Raw genomic sequence first — 26,002 nt, forward strand, 5'->3', positions numbered from 1 at the left:
AGGTCATCTTTGCGCGGAAGAATTTCTACCTTGTTTTATCCGCAGAAGCAAACAAGAAACGGAGATCCGCTGGGATCTCCGTTCTTTGGCCGGGGGAACAGGCCGTCTATACCCTATTGGATTACCAATCTTACCTTTCTGTTGAAACACCCATGCACAATACAAGCTTATACCTTGCCGTCAGTTCTCCCCGTCCTGTCTGGATAGTGCGGCTTTGAGGGCATCCCCCAGGCTCGAGCCGAGATTCTCCTGTTTACTGTACTGCTTCACCAGCTTCTGCTGCTGATGTTTGGCAACACGGCCTGTACTTTCCCCGAGAACCTCTACGACATTACACGGCAGGCACTGGACGTATTTCCCGGCTTTCCCGGTCTTCATTTCCATTTTCTTGTGGCATTGCGGGCATCTGCGGTTAGTCAGCTGTTTCTCGGCAGAGCGTCTGTACTCACACTCCCGGTTGGCGCATACGAGCATTTTGCCGCGCTTACTTTTACGTTCCATAAGTCTTTCGCCGCATTCCGGACACCGGCTGTTCGTCAGATTATGCGGTTTGTATTCCGCTTCATTGGATCTGACCCCTTGGACAAGCTGCTTGGTCATCTCGCGGATTCCGCCGATGAACGTCTCGGTCTTGCCGCGTCCCCGCGCGATATCCTCCAGCTCCTGCTCCCACTTAGCCGTCAGCTCGGGTGAGCGCAGCTCCTTGGCGACGAGCTCGATCAGCTGCGTCCCCTTGCCTGTCGGATGCAAAGCTCCGCTCTCCCGCTCGATCGTGTCCGAGCTGACCAGCTTCTCGATAATCTCGGCGCGCGTGGCAGGGGTTCCCAGATGATGCTTCTCCATCTGGGTGAGGAGAGTAGCCTCCGTATGCCGCTTCGGAGGCTGGGTGCGGTGACTGCCGATCCGGCAGCGGACGGCTTCGATACGGTCGCCGGCGGCAAGTTCCGGCAGCTCCTGCTGCGAAGCCTTCCGGTCGTCTTCATCCACATAGTCATCGTCCCCGTCCTCACTGCCGGAATCAGCTGCGGTACCCGATCCGTAGACACCGCGCCAGCCCAGTTCCTTGACGATCCGTCCCGATACATGGAACGGCTCCCCCTCGACGTCCAGGATCATCGAGGTCACTTCGTACCGGGCAGCCGGATAGAACAGCGCCAGGAAACGCCGGACGATCAGATCGTACAGTTTGCGCTCGTCAGCCGAAAGTGCCGACAGATTCACATACTCATCTGTTGGAATAATCGCGTGGTGATCCGTCACCTTCGCATCGTCTACAATCCGCCGGCTTAACGGCAGAGTTCCCCTGAGCAGCGGTTTCGCCAGCGGAGCGTAAGGGCCCACCGCTACCGACTGCACACGCTCTTGGAGCGTACTTACCATATCGCTCGTCAGGTGGCGGGAGTCCGTCCGCGGGTAAGTGACGAGTTTATGCTGCTCGTACAGCCGCTGCAGGACCGACAGCGTATGCTTCGCCGAGAAATCGAAGCGCCGGTTCGCATCACGCTGCAGCTCCGTCAAGTCATAAGCGAGCGGCTGAGGCTCTGTCCGTTCCGTCTTCTTAACGGAAGACACGGTGCCTCTCTTGCCGGAGACCTGCTGCACGAGCGCATCCACCCGGCCACGGTCGAAGATCCGGCTCTCACCGGAGCGCTGGCGCCACGTCCCGCGGAACGCGCCGAAATCCGCTTGCACCGTCCAGTACTCGGCCGAACGGAAATTGCGGATTTCCTGCTCGCGGTCCATGATCATAGCCAGCGTCGGGGTCTGGACGCGTCCGGCCGACAGCTGCGCCTCGTACCTGCTCGTCAGCGCGCGCGTCACATTGAGGCCGATCAGCCAATCGGCCTCGGCACGGCAAACCGCCGACTCGTACAGGCGGTCGTATTGCTTGCCGGGCTTCAGATTCGCGAAGCCCTCACGGATCGCCTTATCTGTCTGCGACGATATCCACAGGCGGTGATAAGGCTTATTCCAGCGGATCATCTCCATGATCCAGCGCGCCACCAGTTCTCCCTCACGGGCCGAATCCGTGGCAATGATAAGCTCGCTCAGATCTTTACGTTTGGCAAGATCGGCAATAGCGCGGTACTGATGCGAAGTTTCCTTCAGTACTTTCAGTTTCATGCGTCCCGGAATAATCGGAAGATCCTCCAGGTTCCATTTCTGGTACTTCGTATCGTAATCTTCGGGCTCCGCCAGTCCTACAAGGTGGCCGAGTGCCCAGGTTACAACATGCTTGGGTCCTTCAAAGTACGATTTATGCTTCTGCCCGCAACCGAGAACGCGCGCGATTTCTTTGGCTACGCTCGGTTTTTCGGCCAGTACGAGTGATTTGCTCATGTGTCTCTCCTGTCTCCTTTGTCAGAAAAACAGCCCGGCCTCAGGGCCGCTCTATGCTGGATTTCATTATCTATCTATTCTAAGAATGTTAGGGAGTGCAAGTCAACAGCCGGGGAATTTCTAGCCGCTTCCTCGATAATCGGGCTTCTCCATTCCGGCAACAGCAAACTTCCGATTAGGGACCTGCATACATCGCGGCCCGATATCCGGACAATCCGCTTGCAGGAAATAAAAACCCCGCCATAATAGGCGGGGCTGTACAATGAAGCAGAAATCGGCTAGGCCTTTTTAGCAGAAGGGCGTTTGGGCGGGCTCTTGACCGGTGCATTCGCCGGTGCCTTGGCCCCTGCTCTATTATTGTTTGTAAGCTTATGAAAGATAAGAATTTGCCAAGCATTACAGCCCAGCAGAACGATGGCGACGTAGAGAAGCGAGGATAAATCTGAAATACTGAAAGCAGGCAGCATTTCGAGGCTCGTTACGACAATAATGAAGAATAACGTCGGAATTCTTGCATGCGAATTTGTAAGGGATACTTTGATCTGCGAGACAATCAGACCGGCCGCAATGATAAGTGCCGGAATTCCCAAGTACATTCCCAGGCTTTCACGGCCTTCGGCAAATTCTGTGTATCTCAGGAAGAATAAGTTAGCGATCGCCAGTGCGATAAAGAACAGCTGCAGTCCGGACCAGGCTCCTTTTCTGCTTCTGAGGATTCCAATCATATAGTAATTGGTCATTAAGTAGCCGACATAGCCGACCACGCTAATCAGACACATCGTCAGTGTCGCCAGGATAATCATCCCGATCTCACTCGCACCGCTAACCGCGACGTCCATGGACACAAAATCACTGAAAACAGTTCTGCCTATTCCCCATGTAAGGAGTCCCAGCACAACCCCGCCCAGCATGGTAGTCCAGAACAGGAATAATATAGATTTTAACATCTGCCTCTTCTCCTTCTTCTAACAGGGCAAAACCGCCCTTCTGCACAAGCAAGGACGGTTCCCGAAATGCACGGATTAGAATATTCCGAAGCCCATCATGATTACCGTGATAATAAGAACGGCCCAGACTGCAAACAAGATCTTCGTGGAAGATTCTCTTCCTTGTCCTCTTTTCATGCGTCCCAGAATCATTTCCATCAGACCGATCACTACAATGGCAATAATTCCTTTGACCACATATTTTGCAGGGAAGCTATATCCAATCAGCATTCCAACACCGGATACAACCATGATTAAGTAGAACAGGCGCAGGATCATAGGTGTGATTTTTTGCCGGTAGAAAATCGCACTCACGATAAACAGGATAACGATAAATGCCCATGATCCCGCATGTGACTGCACAAAAATGTTAAGCAACTTGTCTGACATGTCGATTCCTCCATAGTCAATATGTACTTCAGCGGTTACCGTGGTAAAGCGTAACGCTTTTATCATAACAAGCAGTGATTTTTATTACAAGCACGTAAAGTAAACGGTCCGTTCCTATGCGCGGCAGTGTCGGAAAGTGTTCACAAACCGGCAGCTCCCTGTACAACCCGTAAAATTACGAAAAGACAGTGGAACGGGCATGCAGAATAAACATGAACTTTTTTTACGTAAAAAGAAAGCCTCCGGTACCCGACAAGCATCCTGTTCATGCTTGACTCGTTATAACCGGAGGCACTTTGTTCGGAGACTATAATTTCACAGGCTCGCCCCGGCGGGCAGATTCGTATGCCGCGAGTCCCACAGCGGCCGCTTTCATGCCGTCCTCACCGCTAATCGGCACAGGTTCGCCTTTTTGCAGGGCATCGACAAAACCGCGGACCAGATACTCGTCCATGTTGTCGCCCCAATAACTCCACTGGGCTTTGCCCGCTTGAACGCTGTACACATCGTTTTTCTGCGCGAATGAATCGATGCTCAAGACACCCTTGGTCCCGGTAATCTCCATCGTGACATCTCCCCAGGTAGGAAACACAGGCTTACGGGACCAGCTTGGATCCAGTACCGCAAAAACGCCATTGTCGAATTTAGCATGCACCATTCCCGCATCATCAATCTCAATATCGTTAAACCTGGTATCGGCATAGGCAAAAACTTCCGTGACTTCCGCTCCGAGGAACCAGTGCATAAGATCCATCACATGGACCGTGTGATCAAAAACCGCCCCGCCCCCTGAGAGCTTCTTGTCGATAAACCAGCCGCCGGGCATACTGCCGCGGTTCGTTCCTTTGATCGCAATGATCTCTCCGATCTCTCCGCGGTCTATCGCTTCTTTGGCCTGCACAACCGCCGGTATGTACCGGCAGGGGAATGCGGTCATGAGCTGCACGCCGCTCCTCCTGCATCCCTCTATCATGGCTTCCATTTCGGAGACGGTAATTCCGAGCGGCTTCTCGCACAGGATATGCTTGCCCGCTTCGGCTGCGGCCAGCGTCAGCTCCGCATGGCGTGAATTCTCCGAGCAGATGACAACGGCATCCAGATCGGATTTCAGCAGATCCCGGTAGTCTGCAAAATAAGGAATGGCATGCTGGTCCAGCACCTTCTGGACACGGTTCTTCTCTTCATCGGCTATCCCTGCCACCTCAACCTCAGGGATCGATAAAAGTGCGTTTAAGTAGGAAAAAGCATGACTGTGTGCAAATGAAATCAACCCGATACGGAGCTTATTCATACGGGCACGCCCCCTTTCGATGCGATTTGCACAGGCCGGCCGGAGCGTGCAGATTCTTTAGCTGCCAGCGCAATCTCAATCGCGTGGTACGCATCGCGTGCAGTCACAACGGACTGATTGTTATTGCGGATACTCGCTAAGAAATGCTCCAGTTCATAGTAATACGGATCGTGATAGGAAGGACTTCCCGGTACCTGGACGCCCGCCAAGGCACTTCTGCTTATAGTCGACCGGACAAGCTGAAGGGAGCCGGAATCGCGGCTATTCGAGCGCAGGATCCCCGCTGAGCCAGAGATCTCTGTCGACGTTGTAAACGCTCCCGGATATCCCCAATGGGCTTCCAGGTTTGCAATGGTACCGTTTACAAAACGCAGCGTAACCAGCGCATACTCTTTCCCCTGCGAACGGTGGCTCATCGCGTACACTTCCTTGACTTCCCCAAACGACCAGCGGGCAAAATCAATGTCATGAACCATCAGATCCATGAGGATTCCGCCGCTTTTCTCTTCGTCGTTGTACCAGGCTTTCGCCATACCGGGGTGAGAACCGATACGCTTAAAGTGTGCGATTCCGGGTTCCCCGATGACGCCCGCTTCAATCTTGGTATGAAGATCCGCATATTCCGGGAAAAACCGGACCACGTGTCCGACAAATAACCGGACCCCTCTGCTCTCGCAGTGGGCGATCATTTCTTCGGCATCCGCAAGATTCAACGCAATCGGTTTCTCACAGATCACATGCTTGCCTAGATCCGCAGCTTTCAATACATATTCCTTGTGAAGATAAGTCGGGAGGCATACGTGGATCACATCGGCCTCTACTTCCGCCATCATTTCTTCGAATGAAGCGAAAGCTTGGGCAGCGGTACCTTCGGCTAAGGATTGAGCCGTTTTCAAATCGAGATCGCATACACCCGTTAGTTCTATGCCGGGAAGCTTATAGAGATCCCTAGCATGCACGGTTCCCATTGTTCCACAGCCGATTACGGCGACTTTCATGTCCGGTACTCCTCTCACTAATAAGAATCTGGGCTGACAGCAGCTCCCCTTTATTATAGCGGATCGGCGCCTAAAATGACTCAAATAACCAGTTTTCTTATTTTAAGCCTCTCCGGATACAATCGGCGCTTCCTTCCGTTCTTTTCCGGCTTGGGAAGGGAGCGTCCGGCTTGGCCGGTTAAACCTGAAAAAATGAGCCGCCGGGTGAGGCTCGCCGCCGCATAATTGACGTTTTATGATTTCCGCGGCTATAGTCGCATACACGGAACCGTTACCGCCATAAATTAACGCAAACGTACTGTTCGGATATTCCGGTTGGCTGCCGATGAGAGGATATCCGTCATGCGTTTCTCCAAAAACAGCCGACCACGCATAGGCTGTGCGCAGATCCAAATGCGGAAACATGGATCTTGCCTGGGCCAGTAGCTGTTTCTGCTTAACAGGGAGCCGGTTTACACGATCATGCTCTCCCATCATAGGCTCATCCTCACCGCCGATAATAAGCCGGTTATCCTCCGTCGTGCGCAGGTACAGGTAAGGTCTCGCCGTTTCCCAGATCATACACTCCCGGTACCAATCGGTGATTTGGGGTAATGGCTCTGTCACGAGAACATACGAGGTGAACAGCCTCGCATTGGCATTGGGCTTCATCTCCTGCGCCCTATACCCGGTTGCATACACGGCATGTTTGGCACGGATCCGATACCGGTCCTTGGTGTAGAGTATAATACCGTCGGGGGTATCTTGCCGGGATTCGATTCTAGTATGTTCATAGACTCGCATTCCCGCAGCGGCAGCCGCGGAGACAAGGCCATGCACACATTTAAGCGGATTTAGCAGTGCATCCCCTTTGGCCAAGATAGCGCCCGGTCTATTAAATGAAAAGTTGCCCGCAATGTCCGCCTCATCCCAGTACTCTACTTCGAAACCATTTTTCCGTAAGGTCTCGTATTCTTCCTTCAGCATAGGTACATCGGAATCATCCGAAGCCATGTATAAGGATTCTCTGCGGGTTATTGCCCCTTCGATATTTTCGCGCGTCATAATTTCCGCCAGTGTATCTACGGCTTGTTCGCAAAGTTTGTAGAACGCGACTCCGTTCTGTTCTCCATACGTATGTATACAGCCTGTCAGTGTTTTATCGTTAAAATATTGAATGATTCCCGTATTCGCGCCTGAGCTGCCCCCCGCTATCGTATGGCCATCCACCAGTACGGTATCCAGCCCGCTGTTATGAAGCATGTATGAAATCATGGACCCCGCCATCCCCCCGCCGATGACAAGAACATCGCATGTCAAATCTTCTGCAAGGGTCGGATAAGCGGGTATCGCTTCAAGTGTATACGGCCAATAAGAAAGTCCAGTAACTAGATCCATCGTACTCGGCTCCTTCACGGTATAAGGTGATGATAGTGGTAATATGCCCGTTATTGAGCTTTTACTAACACGAAAAAAACCGCCTGCCATAAAATGACGGACGGTTCTTAACAATGAGCCGCTGACTTAATTTGGGGCGCCTGTGCCCAGACAGCGCGCTTTGGACCGGTCGATTACCAGGTTACAAACGGGATAGAGCCCGGGGAATCTCCACCGATCATCTGAGAAACCGGAATCGTATAAGCGACCAGAATAAGGACAACGGTAACCCCGATCCATAAGCCCCATCGTTCAAACAGCTTCGGTGTAGGCTCGGAAGCATCCCGGACCTCTGCGATCGGATACTCTGTCTCGCCTTTGGGCGCTCTGAGCAGGGCAATGATGTTGTACACCATGAGCAGGACGGCGACAAAAACGATCATGCCCCCTACCGCCATCGACACATGGTACGGCATCCACAGAAAAGTAACCGGATGATCATCGTATGTCGTGTACGAAGTACGACGCGGCGAGCCCAGAAGTCCGACTGCGTGCATCACACCGGACATCACCAGCATGCCCGCGCTCCAAATTACCGTCTGCCAGATGCCAAGCTTGTTCAGACGCTGCGTGAGCTGCCTGCCCGTGATTGCAGGAATCAGCCAGTAGGTGATGCCGAAGAAGGTCAGCGCCACGCTCGTAGCTACGGTCAGATGAAAATGTCCGGTTACCCATAGCGTATTATGAACCACTTGATTCATCTGATTACTCGCATTAATGATGCCGCCTGCTCCGGCCGGAATGAACATAACCATGCCCATGAAGGGAGCGAAGAAACGCACATCCTTCCACGGCAGCACCTTCACCCACCCGAACAGGCCCTTGGCACCCTTGGCGCGGCCTGTCGTCTCGAACATGGCGAACATCGAGAACGCGGTCATCAGGGAAGGCACAATAACCATGAAGGTCAGCACGACCTGCAGGTATTTCCAGAAAGAGCTGATACCCGGCTCCGTAAGCTGATGATGGAATCCGACGGGAATCGAGAACAGCAGGAACAGGATAAAGGACAACCGGGCAAGCGCATCACTGAACATTTTGCCGCCGATGATTTTAGGAATAATGACATACCAGCAAATATACGCGGGAAGCAGCCAGAAATATACGAGCGGATGGCCGAAATACCAGAACAGTGTACGGCTGAGCAGCACATTGACGGTTTCTACCCATCCGAACGACCAAGGTATGAGCTGCAGCAGCACCTCGGCTGCTACGCCTATTGTGGCTACCTGCCACAGGAGCATCACAATAACGGCCATAAAGGAAAACAGCGGGGACATCTGGCCTTTGTGAGTTTTTTTCCAATACCTGTAGTTCATAAACATGCCCAGCCCGCTCATCCAGCTGCCGATTACGATCAGTGTCAAGGCTATATAGAAATACGGCGAGGCTTTGAGCGGCGCGTAGAACGTATACAAGACTGTGGCTTTATTCAGCAGAATAAAAATAGTTCCGATAACCGTACCCGAGGCCATCAGCACGAATCCGAGCCATCCCAGACGGCGGGGCAGCGCCAGCAGTTCTCCCCCCAGCGTCTTTGACATACCCGAATAGAGGAAGCCTATAATGAAGAAAGTCGTAAATATCAAAGCCATCAGCACACCGTGCGCGGTCAGCAGCTGGTAATATCCGATTCCGGCAGGAAGCTTAATCATCCCTCCGCGTACGAGGCCCTGAAGCACACCTGCGATCCCCCCGAGCAGCAGGGCAGCGAATGCGAACAGGATATGAGCCAGCACCAGCTTGGCATCCTTGGGACTATAGATCGGGGCCGGCGAAGCGGCCGTTTGTGTAGTTGACATTTCTCTATCATCCTTTCAACCGGACATGACTGCCTAGCCTTTATTTCACGATAATGGTTGTTTTCATCCACTCATGGGCTCCGCCGCAGTATTCGTTACAGAGCACGAGATAAGTTCCCGGCTTGTCGAATGTATGCGTCAGATGATTGATTTCTCCCGGAAGCACCATCATGTTGACATTCGTGCCCGGAATCTGGAACCCGTGAATGACATCTTTACTGGTGATTGTAAAATGAACCGTCGCCCCGGCCGGGATCTCCATATTATCCGGTGCATAACCGAAAGCGAATGCCGTCATGACGGCCTCGTATTCATTCTCGCCGACCTGCTTCAATCCAGGTTTGTCGAATGGAGCTGTCGAATCTACTTTAGCGGGATCCATGCCGTGTGAATGACCCGTTGGAGGGTCCATCCCCATTGCAAACGCCGAAATCCCGATAACGGATAAAAAGACGACCAGCATCGCGACCCCGAATCCGATCCATATTTTCTCGAGACGATGAATGTGCATGCGACTTCCCTCTTTTCAACAATAATGTGAACGCTCATTTAATAGTCAGCCCCTATGCGGGCTTCTTAATTGCGGGCCAGAAACAGCGCAAACACGCCAAACCAAGTAATCAGAATGAAAAAACCTACAATCATTACGGATGCAAAAGCACCCTTCAGTTCGGGCTCCTTACCGGTCTCCCCCTCTTTCACACGGGCTTCTGGTTTCTGTTTCCCCTTTGCAGGCATGAGCTCAGCCATCCTACATCCCCCTTTTCCAAACAAAGGTATTTACTGGCTTTATCTTACTCTTGGAGCATGGGGGTCTCATGTGATTAAAATCACAAATGAATGATGAAATTGTAACGATTTTGTTACATGGAAATCTCTTTCAGGGCCGGGACCTACATGGTATAATGGCATAGTTATTCAGTTGTAAAATGTTTGTAAATTACATGAACAGGAGATTGGTAATGCAGAAAGGTGTACGTATCATCAGCCGTCGGTTGCACTTATTCGTCTGGCCCGTGCTACTCGTTATTTTTATTGAATTTTTAAACCGGGGGAGTTTAACTTCGACTCTGGGATGGATCATACGCAATCCAGGCGAAATGGTGCTGAATTATGTAGTGATCTTCTGCCTTTTCCTGTTTTTCACCGCTCTGACAGGCCGCAGCCGGATTTCCTTCTGGATTATGTCCGTGTTCGTCCTGGTCGCCGGTCTTATCAGCGGCGTGAAATTTAAAATACTCGGTGTTCCCCTGCTTCCATGGGATTTATTCCTCAGCAGCGAAACGACCGATATCGTTCAATATTTAAATGGCTTGTTTGATCTTAAAACAGTCGTCGGCATTGTCCTATTCTTTGCAGCAAGTGTAGGCCTGCTCTATTTTGTTCCTTGGACCCATGCCCGCTTCCGCTGGAAAGAGAACATTGTGCTCGGGATCCTTGCCGTACTTATCGGCGCGGGCATGTATTTGGATAAACCGTTCCCGGTTAAATCAGCCCTGAATATCTCGACGATTCCCTGGAATCAGGCGGATAACTACAAATTGAACGGTTTCATGCTATCCACCGTTCTCAACATCGAGCAGATTATTATCGACGCTCCCCAAGGCTACAGTCAGGCTAACATGGAGAATTTCATGAAGCGTGTCGAACGCCGCACGAATATCGATCCGAACGTCAAACCGAATATTATTGTCATTCTGGGTGAAGCTTTCTGGGATCCTACACGGATGAAGAACGTAACTTTCAGTGAAGATCCGGTTCCTTTCATCCACCATTTGCAGAAGAATTACTCAAGCGGGGATATGATGTCGCCACAGTTCGGCGGCGGTACGGCGAACGTAGAGTTCGAGGTCTTATCAGGCAATACAGTCCGCTTCCTTCCGGAAGGCGCGATTGCTTACAACCAGTACATGAACCGCCGCGTAGATTCTCTGGCGAGCATACTTGCCCGTCAAGGCTATCAGACGGCCTCGGTTAACCCGTTCCACAACTGGTTCTTTAACAGCCGGAACGTGTATCAGAATTTCGGATTCTCGAAATTTATCTCCAGTGAATATTTCGAGGCGGAGTATAACGGTCCCTACCTTCAGGATAAGGCCGTCATGAAGAAAATCATCGAGCAGACCGATACTTCGGCCGGACCTGATTTCGTCTTCGCCAATACGATGGAGAACCATGCGCCGTTTACACCCGACAAGTTTGCTAAGAATTCGATCAAAGTGAGCGGCGATTTCCCGGAAGACACCAAGGGAATGCTGGAATCTCTGGCTCAGGGAGTCCGTAATACCGATGAAGCGCTCAAGATGCTGGTCGAGCACTATGAGAAGAAGGGCGAGCCTACGATCGTTGTCCTCTTCGGGGACCATCTGCCTTCGATGGGCAACAATTTTAAAGCCTACAAAGATACCGGATATTTAAGCGACAGCGATGACTCCGCAACCGTACTGAACAAAATGTACTCACTGCCGGTCGTTGTATGGAACAATTACTTGCCTGCTCACCAGGATAAACTTAATATCAGTTCTGCATTCCTGGGGCCCTATATTCTGGATCTGGCCAAACGTGAAGGGACACCTTATACGGATTACCTCTTCTCGTTGTCCAAGAAGCTCCCGGTGATTCCGCCCCGCAATCATTATGAACGGCTCAACATTAACGATGCGGATGTCAAGGAATACCAGATGCTCCAGTATGATATCCTGTTCGGAGAACAATACGCATTCGGCGGATTCCGGGACAAAATCATCAATCCAAAATTCACGCTGGGATACGGCGAGATGGTTATCGATTCTGTGTCGCCTCTACACCAGAATACGGCGGGTGGAAGCGGAGAGGATTCGAGCGTGCAGCTCACAGGCAAGAACTTTGCACCGAGCAGTGTTGTTTATCTCAACGACAAAGCACTCAAAACAACCTATGAGAACCGGCAAACCCTCAGCGCCGTTATCCCTAAAGACTTGGCATCGGATTCGGAGAAGCCTTATCACTTTGTAGTAAAAGTCATCGATTCGAAGAACCTGCCGATCCAATCCACACCGGTTAAGCAGCTGGAATCTCTGAAATAATTATTCTCCTACCACGGTCCTTATGAGGGACGAGATGGATTGACAAAAGACTTGGCGCCTGCTTCTTTGAAGCAAGGCGCCAAGTCTTTTGTTGTTAAGAATCATTCCAATTTCCGATTTGAAAAGAACGAACTTCAGAGTCTGCAGGCTATAAGGTTACCGCTCCGCACAGCACACGGTCACGGCCCGGAATATCCACGCGGAATGTCTCTATATTTCCGTTGTCGGCTACCGTGACATACACCGTCCGGCCGTCGCGACCTCCGAATGTAAGATTCGTACAGTTCTTCCCATGCAGCTGAATTTCTTTGAGAATCTTACCTGCCGGAGAAATTTTAACGATAGTTCCTTTGCCAAAGCGCGTGCAGTATACATTCCCTTGGGCATCACAGCGCATTCCATCCAATCCGAAATCCGGGAATTCGATGAAAAGGCGTTTGTTGCTGACCGAGCCATCCGCAGACAGGTCATACGCCCAAATACGGCGCTGTACAGATTCGTTCACATAGAGTGTCTTCTCGTCTGCTGAGACTTCAATCCCATTCGTGGTCCCCATGTTACTCTCCAGCAAGGTAACTGTTCCGTCCGGTGTGATTCTCCAGATATTGCCCGTATTATTGCCCCAGTTCGGATCACTCGCCAGTACGATATCGGTTGCCGTAATCGCAATATCATTGGGCTGATTCATATCCGGACTGTGCCCGAGAACGGTCATCGCTTTAGTCGCCATATCAACCTTCCAGACGTTATGGTTCACATAATCCGCAATCAGCATTTCGCCGGCTCTGGTAAAACGGATCCCATTGCCGATGCTTGTTCCCGGCATGTTGAGGAATACACTGCAATCCCCCTTAGGCGTGACTCTGCCGATCGTACCTTGCTCTGCATAATTAACGGCATACAAGATACCTTGCGCGTCGCAGCCAGGCCCTTCAATTCCTGAAGTAAACCCTTGCGGCTCGGTCAAAACACGGCTTGTGAACAATTGTTCCTTATTCTCCATATCGCTCGCTCTCCTTCGTATTCCCGCACCGTCTGCTGCTCTTTTTGACCGGCAAAACTGCGGCAGCGGTTTTTATTGTAGTGGCACAGCCTTTTTGCTAGTGAAAAGAGAGCTGGCGTATGACGAGGCCCGCTGCGCCTATCGCCAGCGCCTCTTCACCAAAGCTTCCTTTGCTGAATAGAACTTGATAAGTCGGGTAATAATACGTCTTCTTGATAGCCGTCTGCGTTGCGGTGTAGAAGAACAAATCGCTTGCCGCAATCAGAGGGCCGCCCAGCACGACTCTCTCGGGGTGCATCATATTCAGCAGATTCGCGAGCCCGATACCGAAATACACGGCCGCCTGGGTGATGACCTCGACTACCAGAGGATCGCCGGCAGCCAGCGCTTGGACAATTTCGCGGAAGGTGACCGCATCCGGATCACCGATACCCGACAGCGTACTGTGCCGTCCCTGCTTGAGCCGGGCCCGTGTTTCGCGCTCAATCGCATAGATTGAAGCATAGGACTCCAAGGCCCCGAAGTTGCCCTCCTGTGAGCGGGGCGAAATCCCGTCCGTCTGAATAATCATCTGGCCGATAGAGCCCTCCATATCGACAGCGCCGTAGATAAGCTCACCCTCGCTTAACATGGATGAGCGCAGACCTACCCCGATATGCACATACAGCATATGGCGGAAAGAACGCTTCTGCCTGGACCAGGATTCCGCGAGGAGCGCCGTATTGGCTCCGTTATCAAGGAGAACAGGAAGGTCCAGACGCCGCTCCAGCAGGGCACGGACAGGCACTTCCTGCCAGCCCGGAGCCGGGAAATAACGAGGGTTCAGGATGACACCTTCACGCCGGTCAACCGGCCCTACCGCTCCTATGCCCATACCCAGCACTCGATCTGCCGGTATTTCGCAGCGGCTGAGCATAGCTTCCGCTTCAGCCGCGATCTCCTCCAGTAGGACATCCGGGGTCATCCGGCCGGTCATTTCCCACGTCCTGGAGTCAAGGACGTTCAAATGCATATCGGTCAACACAAGCCGGGTCAGTGTGCGCGAAATATCAACTCCCAGCGCACAGCCGTAATCTGCCCTTACCTGGTAGAGGACAGGCCGTCTGCCGCCGGTTGAAGGGCCGTATCCCGATTCGGCGATCAGCTCCTGTTCACAAAGCTCATCAAGTAAGCGCGTTAGCGTGCTGACCGTCAGACCGCTTTTCTCAAGAAGTTCGATCTTGGACACGGTTCCTCCCTGACGGATCAGCTCGAAAATTTCTTTTTCTTTACGGTTTCCGATACGTTCGGTAATCGGCTTATTAGCCATAAATCGCCACACCTACTAGCGCACAAAGCAGAATTACGGACAAAGGATGCATTCGATACCGTGTCAGGCCAAGCAGAGCAAAGCCGAAGATACCAGCCGATACGGCTGTTTTCCAGGTCAACCAGTCCTGCTGGAAATAAGTGAAGCCCTGCCGCAGGGCAGCTACGACGACCATGGCCGCCACAACAGGACGCAGTCCGTAGAAAACAGACTTCACGGTACGATGCGTACGGATCCGGAAAAAGAATCGTGCCACCGCCACGATCAGCACGGAAGATGGCATGACCATGCCCAGAAGTGCTGCCGCTGCCCCGGGAAGCCCAAGCATCCAATCGCCGATATAAATGGCGCAATTGGTAGCAAGAGGCCCCGGTGCCATGCCCGATAGAGTAACAGCGTCGGCGAACTGTTCTGCTGTCATCCAGCCTTGGCTCTCCACTTCGTGCTCAATGGCCGGGATCATCGCGTAGCCGCCGCCGAACGAAAGAATGCCTATTTTAAGAAAGGTCCAGAATAATAGAATCAGCATCCCATCTTCCCCCTATATTCCTTCGCCGAAGTAGCCTTCGAATTCCGGATAACGCTTAGGTGAAGATGCAGTCGAATTCTCCGGCAGCGGGCGGGTCTTCGGTTCATAGCGGACCGCCATGTGCAGCCGGTTCTTCACGGCTACAAGTACAAGACCTCCAGCAACAGCCAGCAGAATAATCAGCAGAGGATGAATCCCGGTAAACAGCAGAGCTGCCGCCGCAGCGGCGAATACCGACCATGTTGCACCGTCGAACACAGAGGAGCGGATAAGCCGTATACCCGCAAACGCGATGAGTGCCAGCACGGCCATCTGAATGCCTTCCAAAGCCGCATTAACTTTAGGATAATGCTTGAACGATGAAAAGCCAATAGTAAGAATCATTACCAGGACAAAGGCAGGCAGAATCATTCCGCATACAGCAGCGCAAGCTCCGCCTGTTCCGCCCAGTTTATAGCCGATAAACGCGGAAGCATTTACTCCGACCCCTCCCGGCGCTGCGCCGGAGACGGAAATCACTTCCGCAAACTCTTCTTCCGACAGCCAGTTACGCCGGTGCACGATTTCACGCTGAAGAACGGGGAGCATGGCAAACCCGCCCCCAAAAGATACAGGCGCAATACGTGCAAAAGAACCGAATAGGGAGATCCATAGCCTCAATCGTGGAACAAATTGTAACATACGCCTCAACTACTTTCGTGTCTGATATCTGTGCTAGTCTTAGTGTAAACCACTTTATTTCATTTTGGAATAAACACTCGTACATTTTTCGTTATGTGAGCTTGAATTTTTAAATATGTTTTCGATTAGATAGACTTAATTAATAAAACGATAAAAAGTTGGGCCGTTTTTGAAATTTCATCAATTTTAAAACAGCGTTTATTTCCGGGTGAAATAATAGGATTTTTACCTTTTTTTCGACAAAAACACACCCAAATTTCCAAGTTGTTTGTTTCATGCCAAGTCAGCCGGGTAAATAAAAGATGTTTCAGCAGGCCAAACTGACTACTAATCCAAGCCGGTTATTCCCCGGGAAATTCCGGCCCACTACCATCAAGGAGGTTGATTAAGTGAAGAAGCTATTAACAGGAGTTCTGTCCGTTGCGATCATGTTGTCACTGTTGCCGGTACAAGCTTCAGCTGAAGAGGCTAAGCAACCTTGGACGAATGAGACCCTTATCGCGCACGGTCTAGGCAGCATATATGGACAGACGCTAACGAATTCATACGAAGCATTTCTCGTCAATTACAACAAGGGGTACCGCGTATTTGAGGCGGATCTGATTCTGACAGCCGATAATGAGCTTGCGGCCCGTCATGATTGGTACCCATACTTGTCCGAAAGATTGCAGCCGACACTGCCCGAACATTTGAAGAATGGCCCGATTACGCTGGCTGAATTTAAAAAACATAAAATTTTGAAAGCCTATAAGCCTTTGGATCTGGATGGAATATTGGAAATTCTTGTAGAATATCCGGATGTTTATTTTGTAACCGATACGAAAAGTGAAGATCCTGCCGTATATAAAAAACAATTTGAGCTTATTGTCAAAAAAGCAAAAGCGATCGATCCGGCCCTCTTGGATCGTATCGTACCCGAATTGTTTGAAATCGACATGATCAAAGACGTGAAGCAAATTCACGATTTCCCTAACTACCTGTTTTCTATCTATATGACCGGCTATACCGAGAAAGAAACGATTGCTCTAGTCAAGAAGCATAATATCAAAGCGGTTGCGATGCCGGTTGAAAGAGCTACCGCTTCCATGATTAGCGGGCTGAACAAACTGGGTGTACCGACTTACGTTCATACCGTGAACGATCCCTATCAAGTCAAACGCCTGCAGCAAATTGGTGTACACGGATTTTATTCCGACTATATTGACTATTCGACACCTATGGCCCCTAAACTCGCCAATGCGGGGAGCCGGTTAGGCGGTAATGTAGCCGCAGCGCGTTAATTTGCAGAGTGGAGTGGACAGCAAGCGTCAGCTGGCAGAACACACTGCTTCTCCCGATACTTAGATAGCAGTTACTAGCTACTGGATACCATATACCCGATTATAGATACGGGATACAGGCTACAAGATACTAGCTACCGGATATCGGATATCGGATATCGAATATCAAGTACCGAGTACCGAGTATCGAGTATCGAGTATCGAGTATCGAGTATCGAGTATCGACCCATTGTCTTCCGGTAAAGAACAAGCAAAAAGGTGCACTCCTATTTAATAGGAGTGCACCTTTTTATTCCCACTTATTATAAATTGCTTCAACGGTCAAGACCGATGCAGTAACAGGTGTACAAACAACCAAAAACCGAATCCTTTCGGATTCGGCCTTCTATATATAAACCTGATGGCATCAGATACGACGGTCGGCATCTACGGGTTCATCACCACGATAAGTGCTGGACCAGCGCTGATATTCATCCTCCGCTGCGTCCTTCGTATGACCGTAACGCTCCTGCAGCTTGCCGACCAGCTTTTCTTTCTCGCCGTTAATGACGTCCATATCATCATCTGTCAGCTTGCCCCATTGTTTTTGCGCTTCCCCTTTGAGCTGCTTCCATTTACCTTTAAATACATTGTTGTCCATGGTATCTCATCTCCTTATGGGGTTAATTGTTCCTGTATCTCTACAACTCTTAATTACCCTTAGGGTCAAGGTGCGAAACAAACCTTTATGAGCCTTCGCATGGAAAAAGCCGACTCTCTCGGATACCCAAGCAGCGGTCGGCTACATTCATTACACCATATTTCCTCCTGTACCAACAGGGGTATATTCAATTCATATAGGGATAAAAAATACTAATTTACAAGTTTCTGACTTACCGGAAAACGTTAAACGGACACTAATTCAGCTCTTAGAGTTACCCGGGTCCTGTAATAATAGCTGTAAATCAAATCCATCCGGACAAAAAAAAGTGTACTCCCCAGAATGCGAGAGTACCAGAACGTGTGGAGTGTGAAATTGAAGCTGACCCGTGTCTTTATTACACCATAAATCAATAGGTCTCAAAAGGGATAAATTCAAAGCATATAGGGTACAATTGTCTACTTTGGGTACAGTTCGATACATTTCTGATGACCAGCCAAAGAAAAAACCTCATGTAGCCGGATAGGCGGCATGAGGCCATTCCTTGTATATTGGCAGCGCTTGCTAGGCTTACACTCCTTAAAGTTCAGCTGAGCAGCAGCTTTACGACAATCTCTTACGAAATCGCACGCATTAATTCTTTTACATCTTCAATGCGGGTTAAACCTGTCGCCTTGTCGATAATCGACGTGTATACGTGCGGAATTATGATCTCAGCGCCATTCTCTGCACATACTTCTACAACACGGCCGATCGTATCGATGTCGATTCCGCCAGTCGGTTCGAAGATTTTAATGCCTTGGGCAACGGATGCTTTTACCATAGCCGCAAGCTCGTCCAGGTGATCTACGCCGCCGATCGGGTAGAATTTCACGGAGTGGATGCCGATTTCAGCGAGCATAGCTGCAGCAGCTTCACAAGAAACCGTGTCGTTCTCGAACTGGGCACTTGTCGGGCCGGTTGCGATTCTAACCTGGCCGGCAGTTCCGCTCGGGGTGATCAGAGCGTTGACCAGTGTATCCGGGCTACCCGCTGCGCGCATAGCACCCAGTGTATAGCCTGCTGCTGGGAATACTTGATTCACGTGAGCCGGTTTGGTGCGGATCGAAACATCTACGACTTTGCTCCACATAGCCGGATCTCCTGCACCCAGACCTACCGAGACAGGCACGCCCGCTTGTTGAAACTCGTCCACTGTCTGGACGGCTTCATCTACGGAAGCGAAGTTTTTAACCATCAGTCCCACGTAAACGCGGCCTTCCGCTGCATCCACAATTTGCTTCGCGTTTTCAGCAGTTTTTGCAAGAACATTTAATTTGATCGTAGGTTGTTGTGACATATCGTTCTCTCCATCTCCCTTTTCTTTAACGGATTAAGCTTGCAGAATCGCTTTGATTCTCTCCGCAATGATCTTCTCCTGTCCAACCAGAAGCGGACGCGGGTCAATGCTGATCATGCCCAGGTTCGCATAATGATTGCGGGTATACACGGCAGGATTACCGGCTTCGAGCTCTTTAATCAGTTCATAAGCCGTCTTGCCTGCTGCCTTGGGATCAATCGTCAACTGCGCACGATAGATAGCGCGTCCCGCTTCATCCTGCAGGATAGCTCCTCTGACACCAGGAACACTCTGCAGCTCGGCGATCAGCCACTCCATACGCTCACGCTGCTGCTCGGACTCATCCGGACGGTTGTCATAACGGCGAAGCGCCGTCAGCAATCCGACGATGCCCTCTTTGCCGATCTTCATCGGGCGTCCGACTCCCTTGTACTGGGCGCGGCACGCTTCCATCAGATCCGCACGTCCGCAAATGAAGCCGGATGTCGGGCCTTCCAGTGCTTTACCGCCACTATATACCACGATTTCCACACCCATGGCAACATATTTGCGGAAATCTTCCTCGGCTGCAGCGTCTACGATCAGAGGAATCCCCTTCTCTTTGGCAATGGCAGCCATCGTCTCAATGGACTGCATTCCCTTCTGCACCGCATGGTGAGATTTCACGTAGAGCAGAGCAGCGGTTCTATCCGTAACCGCTTCTGCAATATGATCCTTCTCGACATGGTTGGCTTGGCCCACTTCAATGACCTTGCCCCCACCGATTGCGATCATCTGTGGAATAGAGGCTCCAAAGTGAACCGAGTGTCCCTTTTGGATGATGATCTCGTTACGGAGGCCATCCGTGAGCGGAATGCGTTCAATCAGACTGAGGCTCTTGCCCGCAATAACGGCTGCGACCGAGATCGCGATGCCCCCGGCTGCTCCGGTTGTCGGACAGCCGTCTTCGGCGCCCGTCACCTCGGCAATCACTTTGCCGGCCTGTACCATCAGTTCACTGATATCCACATAATCCTTCGCCGCCTCCGCAACAGCCGCCGCCACGTCTTCGTGGACGGCACTGGCGCCGAGTGCGGTCATTTTACCGCTTGCATTAATTACTTGTCTGCATCCGTACTGCTCAAAGATACTCATGGTCTCTCTCCTCTATCCTTGATTTGAATCCATGGTATGAACATCTTGCTGCTGATTTTGTATCCGTATTCCGTGTAGGTTATTTCGTCACGATCGGGAAGATTGCACCCAGAATCATAGCTCCGATAATCGCGCCACCGGCAATCGGTTTTTTATAGTAGTAGAAAATAGCTGCACCGATCGTCGCACCGATTCCGACGGGAATCGAAGCCATAACCGCAGAGATTACAATCAGCGGGCCCAGATAACGGCCAGAGGCATTACCCGCTCCCATCATGACATCGGCACCAAAGGTTGAATTGGACGCATTGATCGTATATTTACGGATCAGAATGATAACTCCGCCTACGGCTACACCAAGAACGGCTCCAGTAAGCAAAGAAAGCGGGAAGTTGGTCAGCGGAGCCGTCATGCCTGCTCCAAGCATCAGGGCAGGAACACCGATACCGATACCCGTCTGCAGGGAACCGCCGATATCCAGAATACCGACTAGCGGAGCTTCCAGAATACGGGCAAACAAGAAGCTCGCTCCGAATGCCGCTGCGGCGCCGTAGGCACCACCTTTGATACCTGCTTCAAGCATAGCTACGATAGCAATATCGTTGAAAGCACCTACATGATATACATAGTATAAGTGAGTTCCGGCAAAAATCCCAGAGGAAAGACAAGCGACGAATAAAACAAATGCCCATTCGGAATACCAGAAGCCTTTTTGCAAGTTGTTTTCCATGGTTATTTCACCACCGATCCAAAGAATGCGTGCAGGTCAATCAGCCACTGCGGGATTGCGATGCTCATGCTCTTCAGAAGAGCCACATCGAAGGCCCGGAAGAAACCGCTGAATACGAACAACAGAATAATGGCAACCAGCATCGTTTTGGTGATGCGGTTCCAGCCGCCGTCATCAACGCCCTTGCCGATTAGAATACCAAGCACGATACCCGGAACTGCGTTGCCCATCACGAGATGAGAGAAGCCGCCGAGCAGAGTCGCCCACACACCAGTCCGCTTGCCTGCATCCATTGCCGCAGTCCAGAATACGATCGGCATGATCGGGTTAATCAGCCAGTTAGCGGCGGGCACCAGGACCTTGGTCGCAACCGATTGCAGCGAAGCCGGGATAGCTGCCGCAGTTGAGTTAAGCAGAGCGACAACGATCGCACCGATAATTGCGCCTGCCCAAGCCATTTTGCGCGGATCATGAAGCGTCTCTTCGAGCTTCTTGTTCCGGGATAACAGGGCAGCCGCCGACCAGTGCGGAATAATCCGGTGATCGACGTCCTGTGTAAGTGCACCGGCACCGACTACAGATGCCCAGGCATTGAACAGAAAGCCAAGGCCAAATGAAAAGTGTGCTACCGCGTCGCCTTCACAGGCATTCAGTTCTCCGAATGTGCGGAAAGCGCCCATCCCTTGCACGTTCGGCGCATGGAACATACGCGCCGCGCCGGCTCCAACACCAAAGCCGACAAGCAGTCCGATAATGATGGACTTAAAAATGATGGCCAATGTAATACTCATATGAATCCCCCAAAACTTCAGAATACAGGCAGCTTCCTAAATCCACTCTCTATCTCTCTAGTCATCTCAGCCCTGTCTTTTAACGCATTTTGAGAATGCGCTGGTATTTACTGAGATTCTCGGCGTTTTCAGTAAACTCAAGCTCGTCAAGGTTCACATATTTCAGCTTCACCGTTATCCGCAGCGTTACATCATAACGGGTCCGATTTCGCGGAAAGAACAGTCCGAGAAACTTCTCGCGGTACTGTGTCACGTTGGCCGAAACGATCTCCACTTCCTGCGGCTCAATTTGCATGAGCACATCGGTTGTTTCCCTTGAAATTTGACCTTTCATACGGGTAAGGGCCTGCTGAAATGCGCCCTGCTTCGTTTCCGAGGACCCACTGACAACGAGCGTTAACGGTTTTTGCTGAAACATAGTTTGCCTTACCTCCCGTTTACTTTTTTATATTCATCGGTCAAACGGCGTCCAAGCTCTTCGACGTCCATAAAACCGAAACCAAGCACTTTTTTACCTTCACGAATGGCTGTAACTCCGGCATCAATCGAACGCATTCCGAATTCCATCGGATATTTATATTTGGTGTTAGCTGTAACGGCACCCGCACCGCCGCTGCCACAGAACGAGATGCCGAAATCCGCGTTTTCTTTGTTCATAACGTCCCCGAGTTTCATGTCTGCGCCGACACCAGGAATCACAATCGCGATTCCGCCTGCCGCCTCGACACCTTTAGCAACATTCTGCCCTTTACCTAAACGATCGCCAATAACTACTTTCACTTTGTTTTCCATGGATTTTCACTCCTGTTAGTTAGATTTGGCAGCTTCAAAATGAACTGCCAGGAAAAAGACTTCCGCATCATCCAGCTTCCTTGTAGGAGGGAACTGATAGCTGCTGAACAGACGTTTACTCAGTTCGATAGACTCCGTACTCAGCTCTTCGAACATCTCCGGCTCAATTTCCGGCAAATATTCATCCAGGTCCACTCTTCTCAGAAAAGCAAGAAGATGTATGCCTATAATAACGGCTTTCGTGTGCGGGATGCTTAGACTAATATCTTCAGACATGAGCCGAAGATCCGTAAGAAGGGTTTGAACAATCTCTAATTTCTCTGCGGAAGCTTCCGTTTTCTGCGGAATTTCTTCCATGACTTCATTTAGGTTGAACATGAGTATATCTCTCCAGCTCTTATGGTATATTGTGGAATAAGCTGCTGGTTGTACGCTATGGTTTTGCCCTCCGCATCCTTAAGCAGAACAGGCTCCTCTTCGATCCGGAAGATGGTAATGTCGGCTTCTGAACCTTCTTTCAAGGTCCCGATTTCTGTTTCCAGTCCAAGTACTTTGGCGGGCGCGGAAGTCGCCCACGCAATAACCTCTTCCAGGGTGTAACCGAGCGCCAGCAGTTTGGTCATGGTAATCGCCTGGCTGTACACAGGCCCTTCAACTAAATTAACAAGATAAAGATCGGTAGAGATCGAGTACGGATGAATTCCCAGCTCTTTGGCTTTGATCATCGTATCGAAACTGAAGCTTGAGCTGCCGTGTCCGACGTCGAACAGAACACCGCGCTCAAGCGCAGCGGCTGCCTGCGGAATCAAGGAACCGTCCGCGTCCAGGATGCCGCCTGCTTTACCATGGAAAGCGTGGGTAACAACATCTCCCGCTTCAAGCAGATCCAGCACATCACCGAGTGCCGGCGGCGCATTGCCTACATGAACCATCACCGGCAGGCCTGCTTCTCTCGCCGTATCCTTCGCGATCTCAAGCGGGCGGATACCGCTGGTTTTCACAACCGAGCCGCTCATTCTAGCCTTGATTCCGATAATACTGTCGCGGTGGCGCTCAATGACCTCAAGCGTCGCTTTGGGATCAAGCTTCGCTAGATCAGCCAGCTCAGAGCGACCCTCGGCAAGTCCGGGTGCAGAGATATTCAGCCAGGCCAGTACCCGGCTCTTGCTCGGCTCGATGCTTCTTTTAACAAAATCCTCATAATTCGCAAAGCCGGAGCTGCCTGCATCTACGACTGTCGTAACGCCCTGGTCGATTCCGACACGGTCCGGAGCAACGCCCATCTCCTGCACACCCTCATAGATGTGGGTATGAATATCAATAAAGCCCGGTGATACGTAACAACCGGCAGCATCCAACGTTCTCTCTGCCTCAACAGCCGTTCCCGGCTCCACTACTCCAACAATACGCCCTTGGCTGACGAGGACATCCCCCGCGCCGGATCTACCCGTAGAAGGATCAACGATCGTCCCGCCAACTATTAGCAATTCCGCTTTCATCTTTACGAACTCCTTTCAAAATACCTTAAAATGGCCATGATTTCGCCTTCTGTCGCATGAATCCGATGTTCGGAAAGCAGCTCCTTCAAGTGCTGCACCGCTTCCCCTCCGATACCTTCAGGAACGGCTGAAATGCCGGTCTGAACATAAGCCGTATCAAATGCAATGCGGTTCATCATAAAAAGCAAATGAAGCGTTAAGCCTTCCATTCTGTCTTCGCTCAGGTAGTCTGCGAAACGGGTCCGGATAGCCCGGCTAAGCTCGAAGCCTTTCCAGATAATATCTTGAAACTTCTGTTCTAAATAAGACAGCTCGGGCCTTTGCAAACTATCGTTCACCCGCGCCAGCGGATCATGGGGGGCCCGCGTCTCTTCCAGATGATCCAGCCTCAAACGTATCGATTTGAAATCATTCTTATCCGGGATCGGATTGACCACAACGACAGGCACAGGCGATTCGATCGGAAAAATACTGATAACCAGATCAAAATCGGTGACAATCTGTTTCTCAAACTCCATCACCGAACAAAAAGCCGCAACATGGAGCGTTTTGATCTCATTCTCGATAACCGTTTTCAAAAGCTTCGATGTTCCCCGTCCGGTACCGCATACAACCAGCGCTTTATAGACCTGAGTTTCCTGACGCCGTTCAAAAGCAGCCTGGAAGTGAAGAACTATATAGGCTACGTCGGAATCAGAGAGCGTTATGCCGTAAGGAGCGAATACTTCCTGGCAGGCTTGCCGGACAGGATCGAACATCTGGCGGTAAGAACGCATAATTTCATGCAGCAAGGGATTGGGATCGGCGATTCCGTAGCTGTATTTGTTGAGTTTGTCGGCGACGTGAGCGTGCAGATACTGCATGAGATCGGGATCCTGCCGGAACCGGACGCGTACGGCTTCGCTGACCAGATCGATAAGCGTCTTCGTGACCAGATAAGCGTCAGGCAGCAGCTGCCCCGTCTCATCTTTATCCTTCAGCATCTGAGGTATCATGCCGATTGCAGGCAAACTGACGTAACGGATGCTTTCGTCGGTAAAATCCCGCTCAAGCACAGCGGATAGTCCGGTCAGCTGGTCACGGAACAGTTCCGTGATGCACGTATGATGCCGGGTCAGTGCGCGGGGCGGTGAGAGCGGCGTCTGCTGAATCAGACCGGCTTCATTCTCACCTTCTACTGTAAAATTCCCGCGGATGACGATACAGAGCCGGATAAACACGCCAATGATCGCATTATCCGTCAGCAGGATGTGCGTCCTCTCGCGCGTCTTTCTCACTAGACTTCCGACCAGTTGGAAAATACGGTCGAGATCCCCGACCGGCACCAGGAACCATTCCAGCAGCTTGCTGAAGTGGAGCTTAGGCTTTCTTTCCCGGACAACTCCCTGCACGATCTGGAACATGTCGTTACCGTCTAGCAGATCCTGGATAATATTCTCCAGTACTGCGCGTTTTCGAATCCGGGGGCCGCCCACCTTGATTCCGTGCCTGCTGCGGACCAGCTCCAGGTTCGAATGGAGGAGCAGCTGCTGCGCAATGGCAAGATCGGCCTGCACCGTATTCCGGCTTACCTCATGTTTGCTCATCAGCTCGCCGATCGTCACATAGCCATCGCTTAGCAAAAGCTCAATGAGCATATACCTCATGCGGTCCTGCTGATTAAGAAAAACATGCTCGCTTACCGCATCCAGCCGTTCCAGGAGATGAATCCTCTCCGCATCCCCGCACTCAATCCAGATCCCTTTGTTTGGTCTGGACTGAAGTTCGATGCTCTCCTGCTGAAGCCAGATTCTTATGGCCTCCAGATCATATTTGACGGTCCGCTCACTGACTTGGAATTCTTCCGCACATTCCTTGATCCTCAGAGGACTCCGTGAATAGACGATTTTTTTGAGCAATGCACGAGATCGTGTAGTTAACGTCATCAGTAATCCCTCCTGCAAGTACAACCTTGTCGTCTATTGTACCACTTCATATCCTCTTCCAT

The 26,002-nt window shown here is 51.1% G+C and carries 25 protein-coding genes; 2 read left to right on the top strand and 23 right to left on the bottom strand.

Annotated features, from left to right (window positions below):
• Positions 1-180: 180 nt before the first annotated feature.
• The 9 genes from EDM21_RS11795 to EDM21_RS11835 all read right to left on the bottom strand — a co-directional run bounded on the left by EDM21_RS11795 (position 181) and on the right by EDM21_RS11835 (position 9,973).
• Positions 181-2,340: a DNA topoisomerase III gene (locus EDM21_RS11795; protein ID WP_157335653.1), complete on the bottom strand. Its 2,160-nt coding sequence runs from the start codon at positions 2,338-2,340 to the stop codon at positions 181-183.
• Between the two features lie 278 nt (positions 2,341-2,618).
• Positions 2,619-3,287 carry a KinB-signaling pathway activation protein gene (locus tag EDM21_RS11800; protein ID WP_157335654.1) on the bottom strand — a complete coding sequence of 223 codons (669 nt, stop codon included), beginning with the start codon at positions 3,285-3,287 and terminating at the stop codon, positions 2,619-2,621.
• A 75-nt stretch (positions 3,288-3,362) separates the two neighbouring features.
• A complete protein-coding gene (locus EDM21_RS11805; protein WP_068775248.1) occupies positions 3,363-3,716 on the bottom strand; it encodes a DUF1516 family protein in 354 nt (117 codons plus the stop codon).
• A 307-nt stretch (positions 3,717-4,023) separates the two neighbouring features.
• A complete protein-coding gene (locus tag EDM21_RS11810) occupies positions 4,024-5,007 on the bottom strand; it encodes a Gfo/Idh/MocA family protein (RefSeq protein WP_157335655.1) in 984 nt (327 codons plus the stop codon).
• Positions 5,004-6,005 carry a Gfo/Idh/MocA family protein gene (locus EDM21_RS11815; protein ID WP_157335656.1) on the bottom strand — a complete coding sequence of 334 codons (1,002 nt, stop codon included), beginning with the start codon at positions 6,003-6,005 and terminating at the stop codon, positions 5,004-5,006. The genes EDM21_RS11810 and EDM21_RS11815 overlap by 4 nt, the downstream gene beginning before the upstream one ends.
• Before the next feature lie 102 nt (positions 6,006-6,107).
• On the bottom strand, positions 6,108-7,382 hold the full coding sequence (locus EDM21_RS11820) for an NAD(P)/FAD-dependent oxidoreductase (RefSeq protein WP_157335658.1): 1,275 nt from the start codon (positions 7,380-7,382) through the stop codon (positions 6,108-6,110).
• A gap of 173 nt (positions 7,383-7,555) precedes the next feature.
• Complete coding sequence (locus tag EDM21_RS11825) at positions 7,556-9,223, bottom strand: b(o/a)3-type cytochrome-c oxidase subunit 1 (RefSeq protein ID WP_157335660.1); 1,668 nt, start codon at positions 9,221-9,223, stop codon at positions 7,556-7,558.
• A gap of 40 nt (positions 9,224-9,263) precedes the next feature.
• Positions 9,264-9,734, bottom strand: coding sequence for a cytochrome c oxidase subunit II (locus EDM21_RS11830; protein WP_157335662.1), 471 nt, complete (start codon positions 9,732-9,734; stop codon positions 9,264-9,266).
• Between the two features lie 65 nt (positions 9,735-9,799).
• The gene (locus EDM21_RS11835) at positions 9,800-9,973 is read right to left on the bottom strand and encodes a cytochrome c oxidase subunit 2A (protein WP_157335664.1); all 174 of its coding nucleotides are present in this window, start codon (positions 9,971-9,973) and stop codon (positions 9,800-9,802) included.
• 212 nt (positions 9,974-10,185) lie between these two features.
• On the opposite strand from EDM21_RS11835, the gene EDM21_RS11840 reads away from it, so the two are divergent.
• Positions 10,186-12,288: a sulfatase-like hydrolase/transferase gene (locus EDM21_RS11840; RefSeq protein ID WP_157335666.1), complete on the top strand. Its 2,103-nt coding sequence runs from the start codon at positions 10,186-10,188 to the stop codon at positions 12,286-12,288.
• A 148-nt stretch (positions 12,289-12,436) separates the two neighbouring features.
• On the opposite strand, the gene EDM21_RS11845 is transcribed toward EDM21_RS11840, so the two are convergent.
• The 4 genes from EDM21_RS11845 to EDM21_RS11860 form a co-directional block, all read right to left on the bottom strand.
• Positions 12,437-13,291: an SMP-30/gluconolactonase/LRE family protein gene (locus tag EDM21_RS11845; protein WP_157335668.1), complete on the bottom strand. Its 855-nt coding sequence runs from the start codon at positions 13,289-13,291 to the stop codon at positions 12,437-12,439.
• Between the two features lie 97 nt (positions 13,292-13,388).
• The gene (locus EDM21_RS11850) at positions 13,389-14,600 is read right to left on the bottom strand and encodes an ROK family transcriptional regulator (RefSeq protein ID WP_157335669.1); all 1,212 of its coding nucleotides are present in this window, start codon (positions 14,598-14,600) and stop codon (positions 13,389-13,391) included.
• Entirely contained in the window at positions 14,593-15,129 is a 537-nt protein-coding gene (locus tag EDM21_RS11855; RefSeq protein WP_157335670.1) for a chromate transporter, read from the bottom strand. The genes EDM21_RS11850 and EDM21_RS11855 overlap by 8 nt, the downstream gene beginning before the upstream one ends.
• Positions 15,130-15,141: 12 nt before the next feature.
• Positions 15,142-15,810, bottom strand: coding sequence for a chromate transporter (locus EDM21_RS11860; RefSeq protein ID WP_157335671.1), 669 nt, complete (start codon positions 15,808-15,810; stop codon positions 15,142-15,144).
• A 389-nt stretch (positions 15,811-16,199) separates the two neighbouring features.
• Here EDM21_RS11860 and EDM21_RS11865 point away from each other — a divergent pair, with 389 nt between their 5' ends.
• Entirely contained in the window at positions 16,200-17,090 is an 891-nt protein-coding gene (locus tag EDM21_RS11865; protein WP_166541965.1) for a glycerophosphodiester phosphodiesterase family protein, read from the top strand.
• 406 nt (positions 17,091-17,496) lie between these two features.
• Here the strand turns inward: EDM21_RS11865 and EDM21_RS11870 are convergent, their stop codons facing one another.
• The 10 genes from EDM21_RS11870 to EDM21_RS11915 all read right to left on the bottom strand — a co-directional run bounded on the left by EDM21_RS11870 (position 17,497) and on the right by EDM21_RS11915 (position 25,940).
• The gene (locus tag EDM21_RS11870; protein ID WP_157335672.1) at positions 17,497-17,730 is read right to left on the bottom strand and encodes a CsbD family protein; all 234 of its coding nucleotides are present in this window, start codon (positions 17,728-17,730) and stop codon (positions 17,497-17,499) included.
• Positions 17,731-18,346: 616 nt separating this feature from the next.
• Positions 18,347-19,069, bottom strand: a complete 723-nt coding sequence (locus EDM21_RS11875) for a KDGP aldolase (protein ID WP_157335673.1) — start codon at positions 19,067-19,069, stop codon at positions 18,347-18,349.
• 33 nt (positions 19,070-19,102) lie between these two features.
• Positions 19,103-20,203 (bottom strand): DgaE family pyridoxal phosphate-dependent ammonia lyase, encoded by a 1,101-nt coding sequence (locus EDM21_RS11880; protein WP_157335674.1) that lies wholly within the window; start codon positions 20,201-20,203, stop codon positions 19,103-19,105.
• Between the two features lie 79 nt (positions 20,204-20,282).
• Positions 20,283-20,933: a DUF4310 family protein gene (locus EDM21_RS11885; RefSeq protein ID WP_157335676.1), complete on the bottom strand. Its 651-nt coding sequence runs from the start codon at positions 20,931-20,933 to the stop codon at positions 20,283-20,285.
• A gap of 2 nt (positions 20,934-20,935) precedes the next feature.
• Positions 20,936-21,724 carry a DUF4311 domain-containing protein gene (locus tag EDM21_RS11890; protein WP_157335678.1) on the bottom strand — a complete coding sequence of 263 codons (789 nt, stop codon included), beginning with the start codon at positions 21,722-21,724 and terminating at the stop codon, positions 20,936-20,938.
• Between the two features lie 79 nt (positions 21,725-21,803).
• Positions 21,804-22,142, bottom strand: a complete 339-nt coding sequence (locus tag EDM21_RS11895) for a DUF4312 family protein (RefSeq protein ID WP_068775230.1) — start codon at positions 22,140-22,142, stop codon at positions 21,804-21,806.
• An 8-nt stretch (positions 22,143-22,150) separates the two neighbouring features.
• Entirely contained in the window at positions 22,151-22,516 is a 366-nt protein-coding gene (locus EDM21_RS11900; protein WP_157335680.1) for a glycine-rich SFCGS family protein, read from the bottom strand.
• Between the two features lie 15 nt (positions 22,517-22,531).
• Entirely contained in the window at positions 22,532-22,894 is a 363-nt protein-coding gene (locus EDM21_RS11905; protein ID WP_068775228.1) for a hypothetical protein, read from the bottom strand.
• The gene (locus EDM21_RS11910; RefSeq protein ID WP_157335682.1) at positions 22,882-24,015 is read right to left on the bottom strand and encodes an amidohydrolase/deacetylase family metallohydrolase; all 1,134 of its coding nucleotides are present in this window, start codon (positions 24,013-24,015) and stop codon (positions 22,882-22,884) included. Before EDM21_RS11910 ends, EDM21_RS11905 begins: the two co-directional genes overlap by 13 nt.
• Before the next feature lie 2 nt (positions 24,016-24,017).
• Positions 24,018-25,940, bottom strand: a complete 1,923-nt coding sequence (locus tag EDM21_RS11915; RefSeq protein WP_157335684.1) for a BglG family transcription antiterminator — start codon at positions 25,938-25,940, stop codon at positions 24,018-24,020.
• Positions 25,941-26,002 lie beyond the last annotated feature (62 nt).

The sequence above is a fragment of the Paenibacillus lutrae genome (assembly GCF_009757775.1).
In the GTDB taxonomy this organism is placed as follows: Bacteria; Bacillota; Bacilli; order Paenibacillales; family NBRC-103111; genus Paenibacillus_F; species Paenibacillus_F lutrae.